Annotated in this window: 14 protein-coding genes; 4 read left to right on the forward strand and 10 right to left on the reverse strand. The window is 64.3% G+C overall.

Annotation, left to right across the window (positions count from 1 at the left end):
* Nucleotides 1-2 precede the first annotated feature (2 nt).
* The 7 genes from ACQ5BM_RS10285 to ACQ5BM_RS10315 form a co-directional block, all read right to left on the reverse strand.
* Entirely contained in the window at nt 3-1,226 is a 1,224-nt protein-coding gene (locus tag ACQ5BM_RS10285) for an efflux RND transporter periplasmic adaptor subunit (protein ID WP_429810670.1), read from the reverse strand.
* A 257-nt stretch (nt 1,227-1,483) separates the two neighbouring features.
* The gene (locus ACQ5BM_RS10290; RefSeq protein WP_429810672.1) at nt 1,484-2,485 is read right to left on the reverse strand and encodes an ABC transporter ATP-binding protein; all 1,002 of its coding nucleotides are present in this window, start codon (nt 2,483-2,485) and stop codon (nt 1,484-1,486) included.
* Nucleotides 2,486-2,497: 12 nt separating this feature from the next.
* The gene (locus ACQ5BM_RS10295) at nt 2,498-3,562 is read right to left on the reverse strand and encodes a Gfo/Idh/MocA family protein (RefSeq protein WP_429810674.1); all 1,065 of its coding nucleotides are present in this window, start codon (nt 3,560-3,562) and stop codon (nt 2,498-2,500) included.
* On the reverse strand, nt 3,559-4,398 hold the full coding sequence (locus ACQ5BM_RS10300) for a carbohydrate ABC transporter permease (protein WP_429810676.1): 840 nt from the start codon (nt 4,396-4,398) through the stop codon (nt 3,559-3,561). Before ACQ5BM_RS10300 ends, ACQ5BM_RS10295 begins: the two co-directional genes overlap by 4 nt.
* Before the next feature lie 11 nt (nt 4,399-4,409).
* Nucleotides 4,410-5,360, reverse strand: coding sequence for a carbohydrate ABC transporter permease (locus ACQ5BM_RS10305; protein WP_429810678.1), 951 nt, complete (start codon nt 5,358-5,360; stop codon nt 4,410-4,412).
* 360 nt (nt 5,361-5,720) lie between these two features.
* Entirely contained in the window at nt 5,721-6,980 is a 1,260-nt protein-coding gene (locus tag ACQ5BM_RS10310) for an ABC transporter substrate-binding protein (RefSeq protein ID WP_429810680.1), read from the reverse strand.
* Between the two features lie 57 nt (nt 6,981-7,037).
* Nucleotides 7,038-7,934 (reverse strand): N-acetylmuramic acid 6-phosphate etherase, encoded by an 897-nt coding sequence (locus ACQ5BM_RS10315; protein WP_429810682.1) that lies wholly within the window; start codon nt 7,932-7,934, stop codon nt 7,038-7,040.
* 199 nt (nt 7,935-8,133) lie between these two features.
* Here ACQ5BM_RS10315 and ACQ5BM_RS10320 point away from each other — a divergent pair, with 199 nt between their 5' ends.
* From ACQ5BM_RS10320 to nagA, 4 genes are read left to right on the forward strand one after another with little or no spacing between them, the layout of a single operon-like run.
* On the forward strand, nt 8,134-9,018 hold the full coding sequence (locus ACQ5BM_RS10320; protein WP_429810684.1) for a BadF/BadG/BcrA/BcrD ATPase family protein: 885 nt from the start codon (nt 8,134-8,136) through the stop codon (nt 9,016-9,018).
* A complete protein-coding gene (locus tag ACQ5BM_RS10325) occupies nt 9,015-9,779 on the forward strand; it encodes a GntR family transcriptional regulator (protein WP_429810686.1) in 765 nt (254 codons plus the stop codon). Before ACQ5BM_RS10320 ends, ACQ5BM_RS10325 begins: the two co-directional genes overlap by 4 nt.
* 28 nt (nt 9,780-9,807) lie before the next feature.
* Nucleotides 9,808-10,830, forward strand: a complete 1,023-nt coding sequence (locus tag ACQ5BM_RS10330; RefSeq protein ID WP_429810688.1) for an SIS domain-containing protein — start codon at nt 9,808-9,810, stop codon at nt 10,828-10,830.
* On the forward strand, nt 10,827-11,987 hold the full coding sequence (gene nagA, locus ACQ5BM_RS10335; RefSeq protein ID WP_429810690.1) for an N-acetylglucosamine-6-phosphate deacetylase: 1,161 nt from the start codon (nt 10,827-10,829) through the stop codon (nt 11,985-11,987). The genes ACQ5BM_RS10330 and nagA overlap by 4 nt, the downstream gene beginning before the upstream one ends.
* A gap of 74 nt (nt 11,988-12,061) precedes the next feature.
* Here the strand turns inward: nagA and ACQ5BM_RS10340 are convergent, their stop codons facing one another.
* From ACQ5BM_RS10340 to ACQ5BM_RS10350, 3 genes are read right to left on the reverse strand one after another with little or no spacing between them, the layout of a single operon-like run.
* Entirely contained in the window at nt 12,062-12,787 is a 726-nt protein-coding gene (locus ACQ5BM_RS10340) for a copper homeostasis protein CutC (protein ID WP_429810692.1), read from the reverse strand.
* Nucleotides 12,784-13,695, reverse strand: coding sequence for an ROK family protein (locus ACQ5BM_RS10345; RefSeq protein WP_429810694.1), 912 nt, complete (start codon nt 13,693-13,695; stop codon nt 12,784-12,786). Before ACQ5BM_RS10345 ends, ACQ5BM_RS10340 begins: the two co-directional genes overlap by 4 nt.
* A complete protein-coding gene (locus ACQ5BM_RS10350; protein WP_429810696.1) occupies nt 13,692-15,053 on the reverse strand; it encodes an amidase in 1,362 nt (453 codons plus the stop codon). Before ACQ5BM_RS10350 ends, ACQ5BM_RS10345 begins: the two co-directional genes overlap by 4 nt.
* Nucleotides 15,054-15,164 lie beyond the last annotated feature (111 nt).

The raw sequence follows: 15,164 nt of genomic DNA on the forward strand, positions 1-15,164 counted from the left end.
ACTCACTTTGTAACTTCGGCAGGCTTCTCGTCGGCAGATGCCGTCGTCTGCGCCGCTTCGGCGGTCGGCTTGGCCTCCGGGTTCCAGTCCGTCGGTTCGACCGGTGCGCCCGGGCCGATTTTCTGGAAGCCTTCGACGATGACCTTCTCGCCGGCCTTGAGGCCGGCGGTCACCTGCCAGCGGGTGCCGATCGTGCGGCCGAGCGTCACGTTGCGGAACTCGACCTTGTTGTCGGCGCCTACGACATAGACCTGCGACTGGCCGGCATTGTTGCGCTGGACGGCCTGCTGCGGAACGGTGATCGCGTCCTTCTCGACGCCCTGCTGCACGAGCACGCGGACATACATGCCCGGAAGCAGGTCGTTGTCGGGGTTCGGGAATTCACCGCGCAGCGTCACCTGGCCGGTCGTCGCGTCGACGGCCGCTTCGGAGAACAGGAGCTTGCCCTTGTGCTCGTAGGCCGTGCCGTCGTCGAGCACGAGCTGCACTTCGGCTTCCTCGTCGTCGCCGCTCATCATCTTGCCGTCCTCGAGCGCCTTGCGCAGGCGAATGAGGTCGGTCGCCGACTGGGTGAAGTCGGCATAGAGCGGATCGAGCTGCTGGATCGTCGCGAGATTTTCCGAGCTGTTGGTGCTGACGAGGGCGCCTTCGGTGATCAGCGCACGGCCGATGCGGCCGCTGATCGGTGCCGTCACGTCGGCATATTGCAGGTCGAGCTTGGCTGCGGCGAGCCCGGCTTCGGCGATCGCAACATCGGCGTCGGCGGTCGCGAGCAGGGCGGCCGCATCGTCGAACTGCTGTGCGGCGACGACATTCGCCTTCTTCAGCTGTTCCTGGCGGTCGGCCTTCTGCTGGGCCTGGACGCGGATGGATTGGGCGCGCCGCAGCGTGGCCTCTGCCTTTTCGACCTGCACGCGGAAGGGAGCCGGATCGATGCGGTAGAGCACGTCGCCCGCATTGACCTTGGATCCCTGCTGGAAGACGCGCTCGACGACGATGCCGGAGACGCGCGGGCGGACCTCGGCGACCCGGGTCGCGGCGATGCGGCCGGGCAGCTCGTTGGTGATCGGCAACGTTTCGGCCTTGGTCGTGAAGACCGCGACGGCGGACGGTGGGAATGCGGCAGCGCCCTGTTGTGCTTCCTCTTTCTGGCAGCCGGAAAGAAGAATCACAGTTGCCAAGGCGGCGGCCAGTGTCGGTCGGTTCATGCGCATAGCGATGTCCATATTCGGTGACCGCAGGCGACAGATGCATCTCGCAAGGTGCCCGTGCGGTCCGGAAGTGAAGGGGAGCGGAACCGGTATCAGGTTCGGCAAATACCGGAAAGCTAATATACAAACACAAATGTATGTTAATTCGCGTTGCAGTGCAACAGCGCGATGCGGGCCATGGAGTCAAAAAAATAATTCAGCCACCACAGGGATTTAGCCCTTGTGGCGGCTGATTTTCACGTAGCTGTGATGGGGCGCCGGCCCCAAAATGATCAGGCGAGAACGCGGTCGTCGTCGCCGAAACGATGCATGCTGCCGACCATCGGCGTCGCATAGACGATGTCGTCAGGTGCGTAGCGATGCTCGCCGAAGAGGCGGACGGTGATGGTGCCGGCCTGTTCGGAATCGATGTAGACGATCGTGTCGGCGCCGAGGTGCTCGACGTGGATCACCTTGCCCTTCCAGTCGCCGCTCTCGCGCGAAAGCGCCATGTGCTCGGGCCGGATGCCGATCGTCTTGGCGCCGGCGTCGCCGAGCCGCGCGCCCTCGATGAAGTTCATCTGCGGCGAGCCGATGAAGCCGGCGACGAAGACGTTGGCGGGGCGGTTGTAGAGATCCATCGGCGAGCCGATCTGCTCGATCTTGCCGGCGTTCAGCACGACGATCTTGTCGGCGAGCGTCATCGCCTCCACCTGGTCGTGGGTCACGTAGATCATCGTTGCCTTGAGGCTGCGATGCAGCCTTGCGATCTCGAGCCGGGTGTTGACGCGCAGTGCCGCATCGAGGTTGGAAAGCGGCTCGTCGAACAGGAAGAGCTTCGGTTCGCGCACGATCGCGCGGCCGATCGCGACGCGCTGGCGCTGGCCGCCTGAAAGCTCGGCCGGGCGCCGGGCAAGATAGGGGTCCAGAGACAGCATGCTCGCCGCTTTGCCGACCTTGTTGTCGATCTCGGCCTTCGGAGCGCCGGCCTGCTTCAGGCCGAGCCCCATATTGTCCTTCACCGTCAGGTGCGGATAGAGCGCATAGGACTGGAACACCATGGCGATGCCGCGTTTGGCCGGTGCCACGTGTCCGACTTCGGTGCCGTCGATCTGGACGCTGCCGGAGGTCGCGTCTTCGAGACCGGCAATGGTGCGCAGCAAGGTTGACTTGCCACAGCCGGACGGGCCGACGAAGATGACGAACTCGCCGTCCTTCACCTCGAGGTCGATGCCCTTCAGCACCTCATGGCTACCATAGGCCTTGCGGATGGATTTGAGTTGAAGCGATCCCACCTGGTTGCCCCCTTAGAGTTTGACTGGTCTGCCGGTGCGTACGCTTTCATCTGCGGCGAGGCAGATGCGCAGCGACTGGACGGCATCGTTCATGTGACGGTCGAGGTCGATGTCTTCGCGAATGGCCTTCAGCACATAGGCCTGCTCGCGGTCGCAGAGTTCCTGGTGACCGGGCTCGCCGTCCATCTTCAGATCCTCGTCAGTCTTGAGGAACCGCCCGTCCGGGCCGGTTTCGGCGCTGTGCAGGCGGATCACCGCGGTCTTGGTGTGCATGTCGATGTCGTCGGACTTCGCATTCTGGTCCATGACGATCGACACCGATCCGTTCGGCGACATCACGTCCTTCACGAAGAAGGCCGTTTCCGAGATCATCGGGCCCCAGCCGGCCTCGTACCAGCCGGCCGAACCGTCCTCGAAGATCACCTGCAGATGGCCGTAATTGTACATGTTGGGCGCGATCTCGTCGGAGAGGCGAAGCCCCATGCCGCGCACTTCCACCGGCTTGGCGTCGGTGATCTGGCACATGACGTCGACATAGTGCACGCCGCAATCGACGATCGGCGAGGTCGTCTTCATCAGCGACTTGTGCGTCTCCCAGGTCGGGCCGCTCGACTGCTGATTCAGGTTCATGCGGAAGACGTACGGACCGCCGAGCTTGCGCGCTTCGGCAATCAGCCGGATCCACGAGGGGTGATGGCGCAGGATGTAGCCGATCACCAGCTTGCGGCCGTGTTTCTTCGCAGCCGCGACGACGCGCTCGGCATCGGCAACCGTGGTTGCAAGCGGCTTCTCGACGAAAACGTCGGCACCGGCTTCGAAGGCCATGACCGCAAAATCGGCATGGCTGTCCGAATAGGTGCAGATCGAGCAGAGATCCGGTTTCAGCTCGGCAAGCGCCGTGTTGAAATCCGGATGGATCTCATAACCGCGGAGCTCCTCCGGCAGCGGCACCTTCGAGCGGTTGACGAGGCCGACGATCTCGAAGCCGGGATTGTTGTGATAGGCGAGCGCATGGCTGCGCCCCATGTTGCCGAGTCCTGCGACGAGGACCCGGACCGGTTTGCTGCTTGCGCTCACTTGACTGCTCCTGCCGTGATGCCGCGGATCAGTTGCCGCGAGAAGATGACGTAGAGAACGAGGACCGGAAGGATGGCGAGCGAGAGCGCCGCCAGCACTGCGTTCCAGTTGGTGACGAACTGGCCGATGAAGATCTGCGAGCCGAGCGTCACCGTCTTGGTCGCTTCCGCCGGCGCCAGGATCAGCGGGAACCAGAGGTCGTTCCAGATCGGGATCATCGTGAAGACTGCAACCGTCGCCATGGCCGGCCGCACCAGCGGCAGCACCAGGCGGAAGAAGATCGAGTATTCCGACAGCCCGTCGATGCGCCCGGCGTTCTTGAGATCATCCGAAACCGTTCGCATGAACTCCGAGAGAATGAAGATCGCGAGCGGCAAGCCTTGCGCCGTATAGACCAGGATCAGCGCTGTCAGCGTGTTGACCAGGTTGGCGGCGACCATGCCCTGGAGAATGGCGACGGTGCCGAGCCGGATCGGGATCATGATGCCGATCGCGAGATAGAGACCCATCACCGTGTTGCCGCGGAAGCGATATTCCGACAGTGCGAAGGCGGCCATCGCGCCGAAGAGCAGCACCAGCGCGATCGAGACGACCGTGACGATGAAGCTGTTCTGGAAATAGGTGGCGAAATCCCCCTGGCCGAGAACGGTTTCGTATCCGATCAGGCTGAAGGTCTGCGGCGTCGGGATCGTCAACGGCGCCCGGAAGATCGCGTTGCGATCCTTGAAGGAGTTGATGATCGTCAGGAACACCGGGAACAGCGACACAAGCGTGTAGGCGATCAGCGCCACATGCACGAAGCCGGTGCGGAAGATGGAATTGCGTGCTTTCGACATCTCCGATCTCCTCAGAACTGGTAGCGGCGCATGCGGCGCTGGATGACGAAGAGGTAGAGCGAGACGCCGGCGAGGATGATCAGGAACATCACCGTGGCGATCGTCGCGCCCATGGAGCGGTCACCGAGCTGGAGCTGGAAACCGAAGAAGGTGCGGTAGAGGAGCGTGCCGAGGATGTCGGTCGACCCATCGGGACCGGCAAGCGCGCCCTGGACCGTGTAGACCAGGTCGAAGGCGTTGAAGTTGCCGACGAAGGTCAGGATCGAGATGATGCCGATGGCCGGCAGGATCAGCGGCAGCTTGATCTTCCAGAACTGGCTCCAGCCGGTGACGCCGTCGCATTCGGCGGCCTCGATCACCTCATCCGGAATGTTGAGCAGGGCCGCGTAGATCAGCATCATCGGGATGCCGACATACTGCCAGACCGAGATCAGCGACACGGCGATGAGCGCCGAACCGGGCTTGCCGAGCCAGGGGGCAAACAGCGACTTCAGGCCGACGAGATCGAGCATCCAGGGCGACACGCCCCAGATCGGCGACAGGATCAGCTTCCAGATGAAGCCGACGATCACGAAGGACAAGAGCGTCGGCAGGAAGATTGCCGTGCGGTAGAAGGTGACGAAGCGCAGTTTCGGGATCGACAGCATCGCGGCGAGCGCGACACCGATCGGGTTCTGGACGCACATGTGGATGATGAAGAAGATGACGTTGTTCTTCAGCGCGTTCCAGAAGTCGTGGGCCCAGCGCTCGTCGCCGAACAATGTCTGGAAGTTGGCGAGCCCGACGAAGGCCGGCTGGCCGTCCACCGTGTTGAACAGCGACAGCCGGAGTGTTTCGATCAGCGGCAGGATCATGACCGCCGAGTAGATCAGGAAGGCCGGCAGCAGGAAAACGAGGATGTGCCAGCGCTTCGGCCGCCTTGCGGTCGGCTGTCCGTCTTGCACTGAAAGAGCGTCACTCATTGGTCCATCCGTTTCTAGAAGACCGGTCCCCAGACAATCACGATGCGCACCGACGCCACACGGCCGGTCTCGCCGTGTGCCATCTGCCCGTTTTGGGCTTCATGACGAAGGTTAAGTCTATCGCGTTCTTTTGCAAACGACTGCGTCGGTGGCCTCCCAAGAAGGGAGGCCTGTGACGCTTCGGCTGGGGGAGTGCCTCATGCGGCATGCCGCCCCGCCCGGCCTTGCTGCAAATGTCCCAAGGACAAACATGCAGCCTTCAAAGTGCTACGGCGACCATTCTGCGTCCGGAAGGACACGGGGGGCGTGCCGTAGGGCCGACCCTCCCCCGAAGGGGAGGGAACCTGTTGCGCTTACGTCTTACTTCGCCGGCTTGTACCAGCCGTCGAGGCCCTTCTGCAGCTTCTCGGCAGCAACCTCCGGCGTATCCGTGCCGTTGATCACATTGGCCGATTCGACCCAGGTTTCATTTTCCAGGTTCGGCGTGCCGCGCGACAGGATCTGGTAGGTCGAACGGATCGTCGGCTTGCACTTTTCACGCCAGGAGACGAATTCCTGAGCGAGCGGATCGGCCATCTTCACCGGCTGCGAATTCAGGCTGAAGAAGCCCGGCAGCGCATTGGCGTAGATTTCGGCAAATTCAGGCGAAGCGACCCAGGTCAGGAAGGTCTTGGCCTGTTCGGCATGTGCGCTCTTGGCATTGAGGCCGATGCCGATGTCGTTGTGGTCCGAGATGTAGCAGGTGTCGCCGGCGTTTTTCACCGGCGGCGGGAAGGCGCCCATCTTGAACTGGGCCTGGGTGTTGAACAGGCCGATCTCCCAGGAGCCGGCCGGATAGATTGCGGCACGGCCGAGCGTGAAGAGGTTCTGGCTGTCCGGATAGGTCTGGGCTTCGAAGCCGTCGCCGAGATAGTCCTTCCACTTGGCAAGGACGCGGTAGGGCTCGACCCACGGCTCGTCGGTCAGCTTCTGTTCGCCCCTGATCAGGGCAGCGCGGCCCTCTTCACCCTTCCAATAGGTCGGGCCGATGTTCTGGTAGCCCATGGTTGCGGCTTCCCAGAGGTCCTTGGTGCCCATCGCCATCGGGATGTAGTTGCCGTCGGCCTTGATCTTGTCGAGTGCGGCGAAGAATTCTGCTTCGGTCGTCGGGACCTGGATGCCGAGCTGGTCGAAGGCGTCCTTGTTGTAGATGAAGCCGTGGATGACCGAAGCCATCGGCACGCAGAAGGTCGTCTTGCCATCGTCCGTGGTCCAGGCGGACTTGGCGACCGGCGAGAAGTTCTCCATGCCCGGCAGCGCGGTCAGGTCGGTGAGGTGCTTCTTGTTGAAGAGCTCGAGCGAGGCGTCGAACGGGCGGCAGGTGATGAGGTCGCCTGCAGATCCGGCGTCGAGCTTGGCGTTCAGCGCCGCGTTGTATTCGGTCGGCGCCGTCGGGGCGAACTTGATCTTGATGCCCGGGTTCTTCGCTTCGAAGGCCGGGATCAGCTTTTCCTGCCAGATCGCCAGGTCGTCGTTGCGCCAGCTTTCGATCGTCAGCGTCACGTCCTCGGCGTGCGCCAGACCGGCCGTGCCGAGAATGCTCGAAGCGAGCAGCAGGCCTTTGATTGTTGTACGGGTCATGCAGGTTCTCCCTTTTTATAGGCGCCGCGTTGGCGCGGTTCAGATCCCAAAGTTCATTTAGGCCGAGACGATGCCGATCGCCCGGCGCAGGTTCTGTTTGGCCTCTTTCAGCGCGGCGTCGGCAGCCGCCACGTCCTTCGCGCCCGAGGCGAGAAGGATCGCGACCTTGACCGAGCCTGAGGCCATGTTGATCAGCCGGCCGGCTTCGGCGGCGCTGACGCCGGTAATGTCGGTGACGATGCGGATGGCGCGGCCGTGCAGCTTGATATTGTCGGCGCGCAGGTTGACCATATGGCCGTCGAGCACATGGCCGAGATGGATGCCGACCAGCGTCGAGAACATGTTGAAGGCGATCTTCTGTGCCGTGCCGGCGCCCATGCGGGTCGAGCCTGAGACCACTTCCGGCGGCGTTTGCAGGAGGATCGAGACATCGGCACCGCTAAAGAGCGCGGCACCCGGGTTGTTCGCGACGGCGATCACCTTCGCGCCGAGCTTGCGGGCCTCGTCGGCGGCGGCAAGCGCATAAGGGGTGGAGCCGCTGGCGGAAACGGAAACGAGACAGTCGCCTGCATCGATGCCGGCCTTGCGCACGTCCTCGCGGGCAAGGTCCATATCGTCTTCATAGCCGCCGGCAAGATCACTGAGGCTGGCAGCGCCCCCGGCAAGCAGGATAACGATCTGCTCCTGGGCAATACCGTAGGTGCCGGGCAGCTCGAGCGCATCGGCCATCGCCATCAGGCCGGAACTGCCGGCGCCGGCATAGGCGAGGCGGTGGCCTGAAGAAAGTGCTTCGGCGGCGATGGAGGCGGCTGCAGAGATCGACTCAATTGCCGCATCGACGCTCTTGGCGGCCGCCTGTTGGCCGGATGCGAGCAGCCGCAGCGCCAGCGCCGGATGCATGAGATCCAGGCCTTTGGCGTTGTCGTGACGCTCTTCGGTCTTTGCTGACGGCATGGGTCGTGTCTCCTCTCGGTTGAAATTAATGCCAAAAAAATACCAATTGTCCAGCGGAATTTAACTTTTGGCACCTGAAAAAACTGGTTGTCTAAATTAGCGCTTAAATTTCAATGTATTGGGACGAAAACGAAAGTGCTGGTCGATTCGGACTTGGTTATTGGTATTTTTTTGGTATCCTCAGTGGGCGGAGGTGCTCATGACAAATTACCTGATTGGAATCGATGGTGGCGGGACGAGCTGCCGGGCGGCCGTCGCAACGGCAGATGGGCGCATTCTCGGGCGCGGCAAGGCCGGCGCCGCCAACATCCTGACCGACCCGGAGACCGCGCTCGCCAATATTGGCGAAGCCGCGCGCGCTGCATTCGAAGAGGCCGGCCTCGATCCTGAGAGCATTGCCGTCACGAAGGCGATCGTCGGGGTGGCCGGACACAATGTCGGCGACGCCGTGCACTATGTGAAGCGTCGTCTGCCCTTCGCTGCCGCGGATATCGAATCGGACGGTTTGATCGCACTGCAGGGCGCACTCGGCAACCAGGACGGCGCGGTCGCCATCCTCGGCACCGGCACCATCTATATCCTGCGCCAGGGCGAAACCGTCAGCTATGTCGGCGGCTGGGGCTTCACCATCGGCGATCACGGCAGCGGCGCGCGCATCGGACATGCCCTTCTGCAGGAAAGCCTGCTCGCCTTCGACAATATCCACGAGGCCTCCGCCGTTACCGACAGCGTCATGGCTGAATTCAACAACGACCCGCGCGATGTCGTCGATTTCGCCCGCCTTGCCAAGCCGGGCGAATTCGGCCGCTATGCGCCGCGCGTCTTCGAAGGCGCTGCCGCCGGCGACCCCGTTGCCGTGCGACTGCTGAAGGCGGCGGCGGTCACCGTGGATGAGGCGCTCGACGTGGTCGTCGCCAGGGGATGCGAGCGGCTGTGCCTGCTGGGCGGACTGGCTCCGCTCTATCGTCCCTGGCTTGCCGAGCGGCATCAGGCGCTGCTCGTCGAGGCGGAAGCGGACGCATTGACCGGCGCGGTCGCACTTGCCGCCCAGCGCTTCGGCTCCCAGGCGAGGGCAGGCGCATGACGCATCAGCTCGCATCCATTCTGCCGCTCGAGGGTCTGCAGTCCGGAGGCGCGGGGCCGCTCTATCTCAAGCTTCGGCAGTCGCTCGAAGAGGCGATCCAATCGGGCAAGCTCAATCACGGCGATGCCTTGCCGCCGGAGCGTGATCTCGCCGACTACGCCAACATCAGCCGTGTCACCGTGCGCAAGGCGGTGGACGATCTGGTGCGCGACGGATTGCTGGTGCGCCGCCATGGTTCCGGCACCTTCGTCGTCAAGCCGGTATCGAAGGTGCAGCAGTCGCTGTCGCGGCTGACCTCGTTCACCGAGGACATGGCGCGCCGCGGGCTCAATACCCACGCGCGCTGGCTGGAGCGCGGCCTGTTCCATCCTTCGCCGGACGAGATGATGGCGCTGGGCCTGCCGGCCGATGCATTGGTCGCCCGCCTCGGGCGCCTGCGCATTGCCGACGACATGCCGCTCGCAATCGAGCGTGCCAGCATCTCGGCGGAGTTCCTGCCGGATCCGCAAGCCGTCACCTCGTCGCTCTATTCCGCGCTCGACAAGACGCGCTCGCGTCCGGTTCGGGCCGTTCAGCGCATCTCCGCCTGCAACATTAAGGACCCGGATGCCTCGATGCTCGGCGTTGCCGTCGGCTCGGCCGGCCTTTCCATCGAACGCGTCTCCTATCTCGCATCGGGACGTGTCGTCGAATTCACCCGCTCGCTCTACCGGGGCGATGCCTATGATTTTGTCGCGGAACTGACGCTGTCGGAATCCTAAAGCGACCGCCCGCAGAAAGGAATTGACCATGCAGACCAACATGCGCCGAGAAATCGACGAAATACCCGAAGCCGCCCAGCGCTTGCTCGAGCGTTCCGCCGATCAGTTGAAGGCCGCCGGCGCTGCTCTGCGCGCCAAGGATCCGGCCTTCCTGGTGACGATCGCCCGCGGCTCATCCGACCACGCGGCGCTCTTCCTGAAATATGCGATCGAGCTGCAGGCCGGCCGGCCGGTCGCCTCGCTCGGCCCGTCGCTCGCCTCGATCTACGGCGCCAAGCTGAAGCTCGGCGGTGCGGCGGCGATCGCAATTTCGCAATCGGGCAAGAGCCCTGACATCGTCGCCATGGCTAAGGCCGCGACCGACGCCGGGGCCGTCTCGATTGCGCTCACCAACACGCTGCCCTCGCCAATTTCCGAGGCCTGCACCCACCCGCTCGACATTCTGGCTGGCCCCGAGATCGCGGTCGCGGCCACCAAGTCCTACGTCAATTCGATTGTTGCCGGCCTTGCCGTGCTCGGCGAATGGACCGGTGACGCCGCGCTTAAGCGGGCGGTTGCCGACCTGCCGAACCAGTTTGCCAAGGCGGTGAAGCTCGACTGGCAGGCCTTTGCCGACGATCTCGGCGAGGCGGAATCGCTCTACGTGCTCGGCCGCGGCCCGGCGCTGGCGATTGCCAGCGAGGCGGCGCTGAAGTTCAAGGAAACCTCCGGCATGCACGCGGAAGCCTATTCCGCGGCGGAAGTGCTGCACGGACCGGTGGCGCTCGTCGGCGCCAAGTTCCCGGTCTTGACGCTCGCAGCTCGCGATGCGGCGGAAACCTCGGTCGCCGGCATCGCCGACGGTATGGCGGAAAAAGGCGCAGTGGTTCATGTTACGTCGAGCCGTGCGGCCAAGGCCAAGCGTCTGCCGTTCGTCGAGACGGGCCATCCGATCACGGACGCGCTGACCTTGATCCTGCCGTTCTACGGCTTCGTCGAAGCCTGGTCGCGCTCGCGCGGTCTCAACCCCGATGCGCCGGCAAGCCTCAAGAAGGTAACGGAGACGAGATGAGCGAGAGGAAGGCAATCACCGGCGCTCGCCTGTTCGACGGTGTTGAATGGCACGATGGCTGTGCCCTCGTGATCGAGGCCGGCCGCGTTAAGGCGATCGTGGCATCGGCCGATGTTCCTGCCGATGCCGAACGGATCGATGCGCATGGCATGCTGCTCGTACCGGGCTTCATCGACCTGCAGGTCAATGGCGGCGGCGGCGCGCTTCTCAATGAGGAGCCCAGCGTCGAGGGCATCCGGCAGATCTGTTCGGCGCATGCCAAGTTCGGCACCACCGCACTGCTGCCGACGCTGATCACCGATACGCGTGAAGTCAGAAGCGCCACCATCAAGGCGGGCCTTGATGCCAAGGCCGCACGCGTGCCCGGTTTCCTCGGGCTGCATCTCGAGGGCCCGCATCTCTCGGTCGCGCGCAAGGGTGCCCATGATCCGAAACTGATCCGTCCGATGGACGATGCCGATCTCGCGGAAATGCTCGATTGCGCGAAAGCGCTCGGCGTCTTGATGGTGACGGTGGCGCCGGAAAACGCCACCAGGGAGCAGGTGCGGGCGCTGGCCGATGCCGGCGTCGTCGTCAGCCTCGGCCACACCGATGTCGGCTACGAGACCGCCGTTGCCTATGCAAGAGCAGGCGCCAGGACGGTGACCCACCTCTTCAACGCCATGAGCGGTCTCGGTCATCGCGAACCCGGCGTCGTCGGCGCGGCGCTTGCCACCGGCACGCTGCATGCGGGCCTCATCGCCGACGGTTACCATGTCGAGCCGGCCTCGATGGGCGTGGCGCTTCGCGCCAAGACCGGTCCGGGCCAGATCTTCCTTGTCACCGACGCGATGTCGCCGATCGGCACCGACATGACCAGCTTCCAGTTGAACGGCCGCGAGATCCTGCGCGAGGGCGGCCGGCTGACGCTTGCGGACGGCACGCTCGCCGGCGCCGACATCGACATGCTCTCCTCCGTCCGCTTCGTGCACGAGAAGCTCGGCCTGCCGGTGGAAGAAGCCTTGCGCATGGCTTCCGCCTATCCGGCCGATGCCATGGGGCTTGCCACTCACAAAGGACGGCTGAAGGCCGGCGCCGACGCGGATTTCGTGCTGCTGACGCCGGAGCTCGGCATGGGCTCCACCTGGATTGGCGGCGTTCAGGTCTACGCCGCCTGATCGTCACGCCGTCAGACAAAAGCCCCGGACAGCGCAAAGCCTGTCCGGGGTTTTTTCACTTCGGTGATGTTGTTTCAGCGCGCCGAAAGCCTTGCCTTCATCGCCCGGACCGTTTCTAGATCGGTGCGCCGCCGATCGGCCGAGACGAAACCCATCTCGACCAGCCGCCGATCCTGAGCCGGATCATGAACGGAGCAGGAGGAATGCACCTCGCCGACGGTCAGCCGGTCGAGAAGGCCATCGACCGTATCGAGCGTGACGCCGGACCCCGGCATGATCGACAGCCTGCCCTTGGCGAGACCGACGATTTCGGACAATCGATCGATCGCCTGCGGCGCGCTCTTGGCGCCGCCAGAGGTCAGGATGCGTTCGAAGCCGAGTTCCGCCGCCACCTCCATCGCCTCGGCAAAATCCGGCACGAGATCGAAGGCGCGGTGCAGCGTCATGCCGAGGCCGGCTGCGTGGCCGGTGAGCTTGATGAGCATTGAGGCATCGAGGCGACCGTCGGCAAGCGAGGCGCCGAGCACGACGCCCGCCAGACCGGCGGCGCGCGCCGCGTCGATGTCACGACGCATGACATCGAGGTCTGCGGCGGAGAAGACGAAATCGCCGGGGCGGGGGCGGATCATCGCGTAAACGGGCACTGGCGGCGGACCGGCCAAAGCCATCAGTCCGGGATTGGGTGTCAGGCCGCCGACGGAAAGCGCTGCGCAGAGCTCGATGCGGTCGGCACCGCCCTCGATGGCCGCCTTCATCCCCTCGGCATCATCGACGCAGACTTCGAGCTTGATGCCGTTCATGCCGTTTCCTCTCCCAGTCCGAGCAGTGCCGCGCCGATCAGGCCGGGCTCGACCCGGCACTCGCCCCGCACCACCAGCGGCCGATCGAATTGCCTCAGAATCCGACTACGGACCGCTCCGTCGATTTCAGCAAGCAATTCCTCGGAATTGGAAAGGCCGCCGCCGACCGGCACGACCGTCGCGCCGGTGATGTTGATGACGAGCGCCAGCGGCGAGCTGACGAGATCGACGAGAAGCTCAACCGTACGCTTCGCCTCGGCGTCGCCCGCCCGCCAGGCCTCAATGATCTGATGGCTCGAAAGCGTCTTGCCATGCGCGGTCTGGTGCAGCCGCTCCAGCCCGCGCGCCCCGCCGACGGTATCGACGCAGCGCTTCTGGCCGCAGCCGCAGTCATAGGCGGGAATGGCGATCGGCGGATGACCGGCCTGCGCCGCGATCGCCGGGCCGTGTCCCCATTCGCCGGCAAAGCCGCCATCCGCATTGATCAGCCGGCCGTCGATCACCAGGCCGCCGCCGACCCCGGTACCAAGGATGGCGCCAAAGACGATACGATGGCCACGGCCGGCGCCGGCGCCGGCTTCGGCGAGCGCGAAACAATCGGCGTCATTGGCGATCTTCACCGGCAGATGCAGGGCCGCTTCCAGTTCGGCGACCAGTTCACGCCCGTCGATGCAGGGGATATTGGCGCATTTGATCTGCCGCGTCTCGGGATCGATGACGCCGGTGATCGAGATCGCGACGCAGTCCGGGTGCCCGCCCGCCTCGTCGAGCACTGATTCGAGCACCTGCACAAACTGGCGGAAATTGTTGAGCGGCGTCGTCCGTCGCGGCAACGGGAAGATCCGATCGCGCGAATGGACGATCGCGCCCTTGATCGCCGAGCCGCCGATATCGAAGCAGACGATCATGCCTCACCCCGGATGATCGCTTCGGCCGAAAGCGCCACCGAAAGCAGCCTGTCGTCCTGGTGATGCGGGGCTGCAAGCTGGAAGCCGACGGGCATTTCCGCCGCACCGGTACCGCAGGGAATGGAGATGCCGCAGAAATCCAGGAAATTGCCGATCGACGTGTTGCGGAGCGTCTTGGCATTGGTCTTGAAGAACAGCTCGTCGTCCTCGATCAGCGGCGCGATCGGCGGCGCCACATGCGGCAGCGTCGGATGGGCGATGAGCTCGTTCGGCTTCAGGCTGTCGACCGTCTCGTGGATCAGCTGGTCGCGCGCGTCGAGCAAGGCAATGTAGTCGGGCATGGTGATCTTTTCGCCGAGCCGCGTGCGGGCAACCACGCGCGGGTCCATGGCATTGGCTTCGGGACCGGCAAGTCGTTCGCGGTGAAGGGCATAGGCCTCCGCCGTCACCAGGGCGCCATGACGCGCCATCAGCCCGAAGATCGCCGAAAAGGCCGGGAAGGCGCGGCGGGTGATGGCAACACCGGCTTTTTCGAGTCGCCGGATGGCGTCCTCGAAGGCTTCCACGACTTCTGTCTCTGCATCGTCGAAGACCACCGTTTCCGGGATCACCAGCGAGACACCCGAGAGGTCGGCGCGGCGCACCGTCGGCGCCGTCAGCCCATGCATGGCGGCGTCGACCCAGACCGCATCCTGAACCGTATGGCAAAGCGGCCCAAGCGAATCCAGGCTTTCGGCCAGCGGATAGACGCCCTTCATCGCGTAGCGGCCGCGTGTCGCCTTGTAGCCGACGATGCCGGTCATCGCCGCGGGAATGCGGACGGAGCCACCGGTATCGGTGCCGATCGCCACCGGCACCAGTCCGGCCGCGACCGCGACCGCAGAGCCTGACGACGAACCGCCGGGAATGCGTTCGACGTCCGTGGCCGCTGGGTTCCTCGGCGTGCCGTAATGCGGGTTGATGCCAAGGCCCGAAAAGGCGAACTCGCTCATATTGGTGCGGCCGACACTGACCATGCCGGCGGCGGCAATGGCGGCGACGACCGGAGCGTCGCTCCCTGCCGGCGCGCTTGTCTGCAACACCGTCGAGCCGGCGGTCGTGACGCTGCCGGCCATGTCGAACAAGTCCTTCCACGCAACCGGCAGGCCGTCGAGCAGCCCGAGCGAACGTCCCGCCCTGAGGCGTTTCGAGGCGGCGTCCGCATCGCGCGTCGCGCGCTCAGTCGTCAGTTCGACGAAGATGGCATAGTCGCCATGCGCGTCTATGGCCGCATAGGTTTCCTTGGCGAGGTCGACGGGGTCCAGCCTGCCGCTCTGAACGAGCACGGAAAGGCTGGCGAGTGTCTTCTGTTCTGTCATGTCATCCTCCGCGTACCGCCGTTATTGTCTGCCACGGGCAACCGCGCCTATCCCCTAGCATATCGTCGCCCTTGGCGTTTTCCATGCTCCACATAGGCGAGACCCATGAAT

Source organism: Ensifer sp. B1-9 (assembly GCF_050474445.1).
In the GTDB taxonomy this organism is placed as follows: domain Bacteria; phylum Pseudomonadota; class Alphaproteobacteria; order Rhizobiales; family Rhizobiaceae; genus Ensifer.

Bases quoted from the DNA above. Each gene is read 5' to 3' on its own strand.
- ACQ5BM_RS10310 (WP_429810680.1), bottom strand. From the start codon at position 6,980: ATGACCCGTACAACAATCAAAGGCCTGCTGCTCGCTTCGAGCATTCTC.
- nagA (WP_429810690.1), top strand. From the start codon at position 10,827: ATGAGCGAGAGGAAGGCAATCACCGGCGCTCGCCTGTTCGACGGTGTT.
- ACQ5BM_RS10320 (WP_429810684.1), top strand. From the start codon at position 8,134: ATGACAAATTACCTGATTGGAATCGATGGTGGCGGGACGAGCTGCCGG.
- ACQ5BM_RS10315 (WP_429810682.1), bottom strand. From the start codon at position 7,934: ATGCCGTCAGCAAAGACCGAAGAGCGTCACGACAACGCCAAAGGCCTG.
- ACQ5BM_RS10330 (WP_429810688.1), top strand. From the start codon at position 9,808: ATGCAGACCAACATGCGCCGAGAAATCGACGAAATACCCGAAGCCGCC.
- ACQ5BM_RS10325 (WP_429810686.1), top strand. From the start codon at position 9,015: ATGACGCATCAGCTCGCATCCATTCTGCCGCTCGAGGGTCTGCAGTCC.
- ACQ5BM_RS10340 (WP_429810692.1), bottom strand. From the start codon at position 12,787: ATGAACGGCATCAAGCTCGAAGTCTGCGTCGATGATGCCGAGGGGATG.
- ACQ5BM_RS10305 (WP_429810678.1), bottom strand. From the start codon at position 5,360: ATGAGTGACGCTCTTTCAGTGCAAGACGGACAGCCGACCGCAAGGCGG.
- ACQ5BM_RS10300 (WP_429810676.1), bottom strand. From the start codon at position 4,398: ATGTCGAAAGCACGCAATTCCATCTTCCGCACCGGCTTCGTGCATGTG.
- ACQ5BM_RS10350 (WP_429810696.1), bottom strand. From the start codon at position 15,053: ATGACAGAACAGAAGACACTCGCCAGCCTTTCCGTGCTCGTTCAGAGC.
- ACQ5BM_RS10345 (WP_429810694.1), bottom strand. From the start codon at position 13,695: ATGATCGTCTGCTTCGATATCGGCGGCTCGGCGATCAAGGGCGCGATC.
- ACQ5BM_RS10285 (WP_429810670.1), bottom strand. From the start codon at position 1,226: ATGGACATCGCTATGCGCATGAACCGACCGACACTGGCCGCCGCCTTG.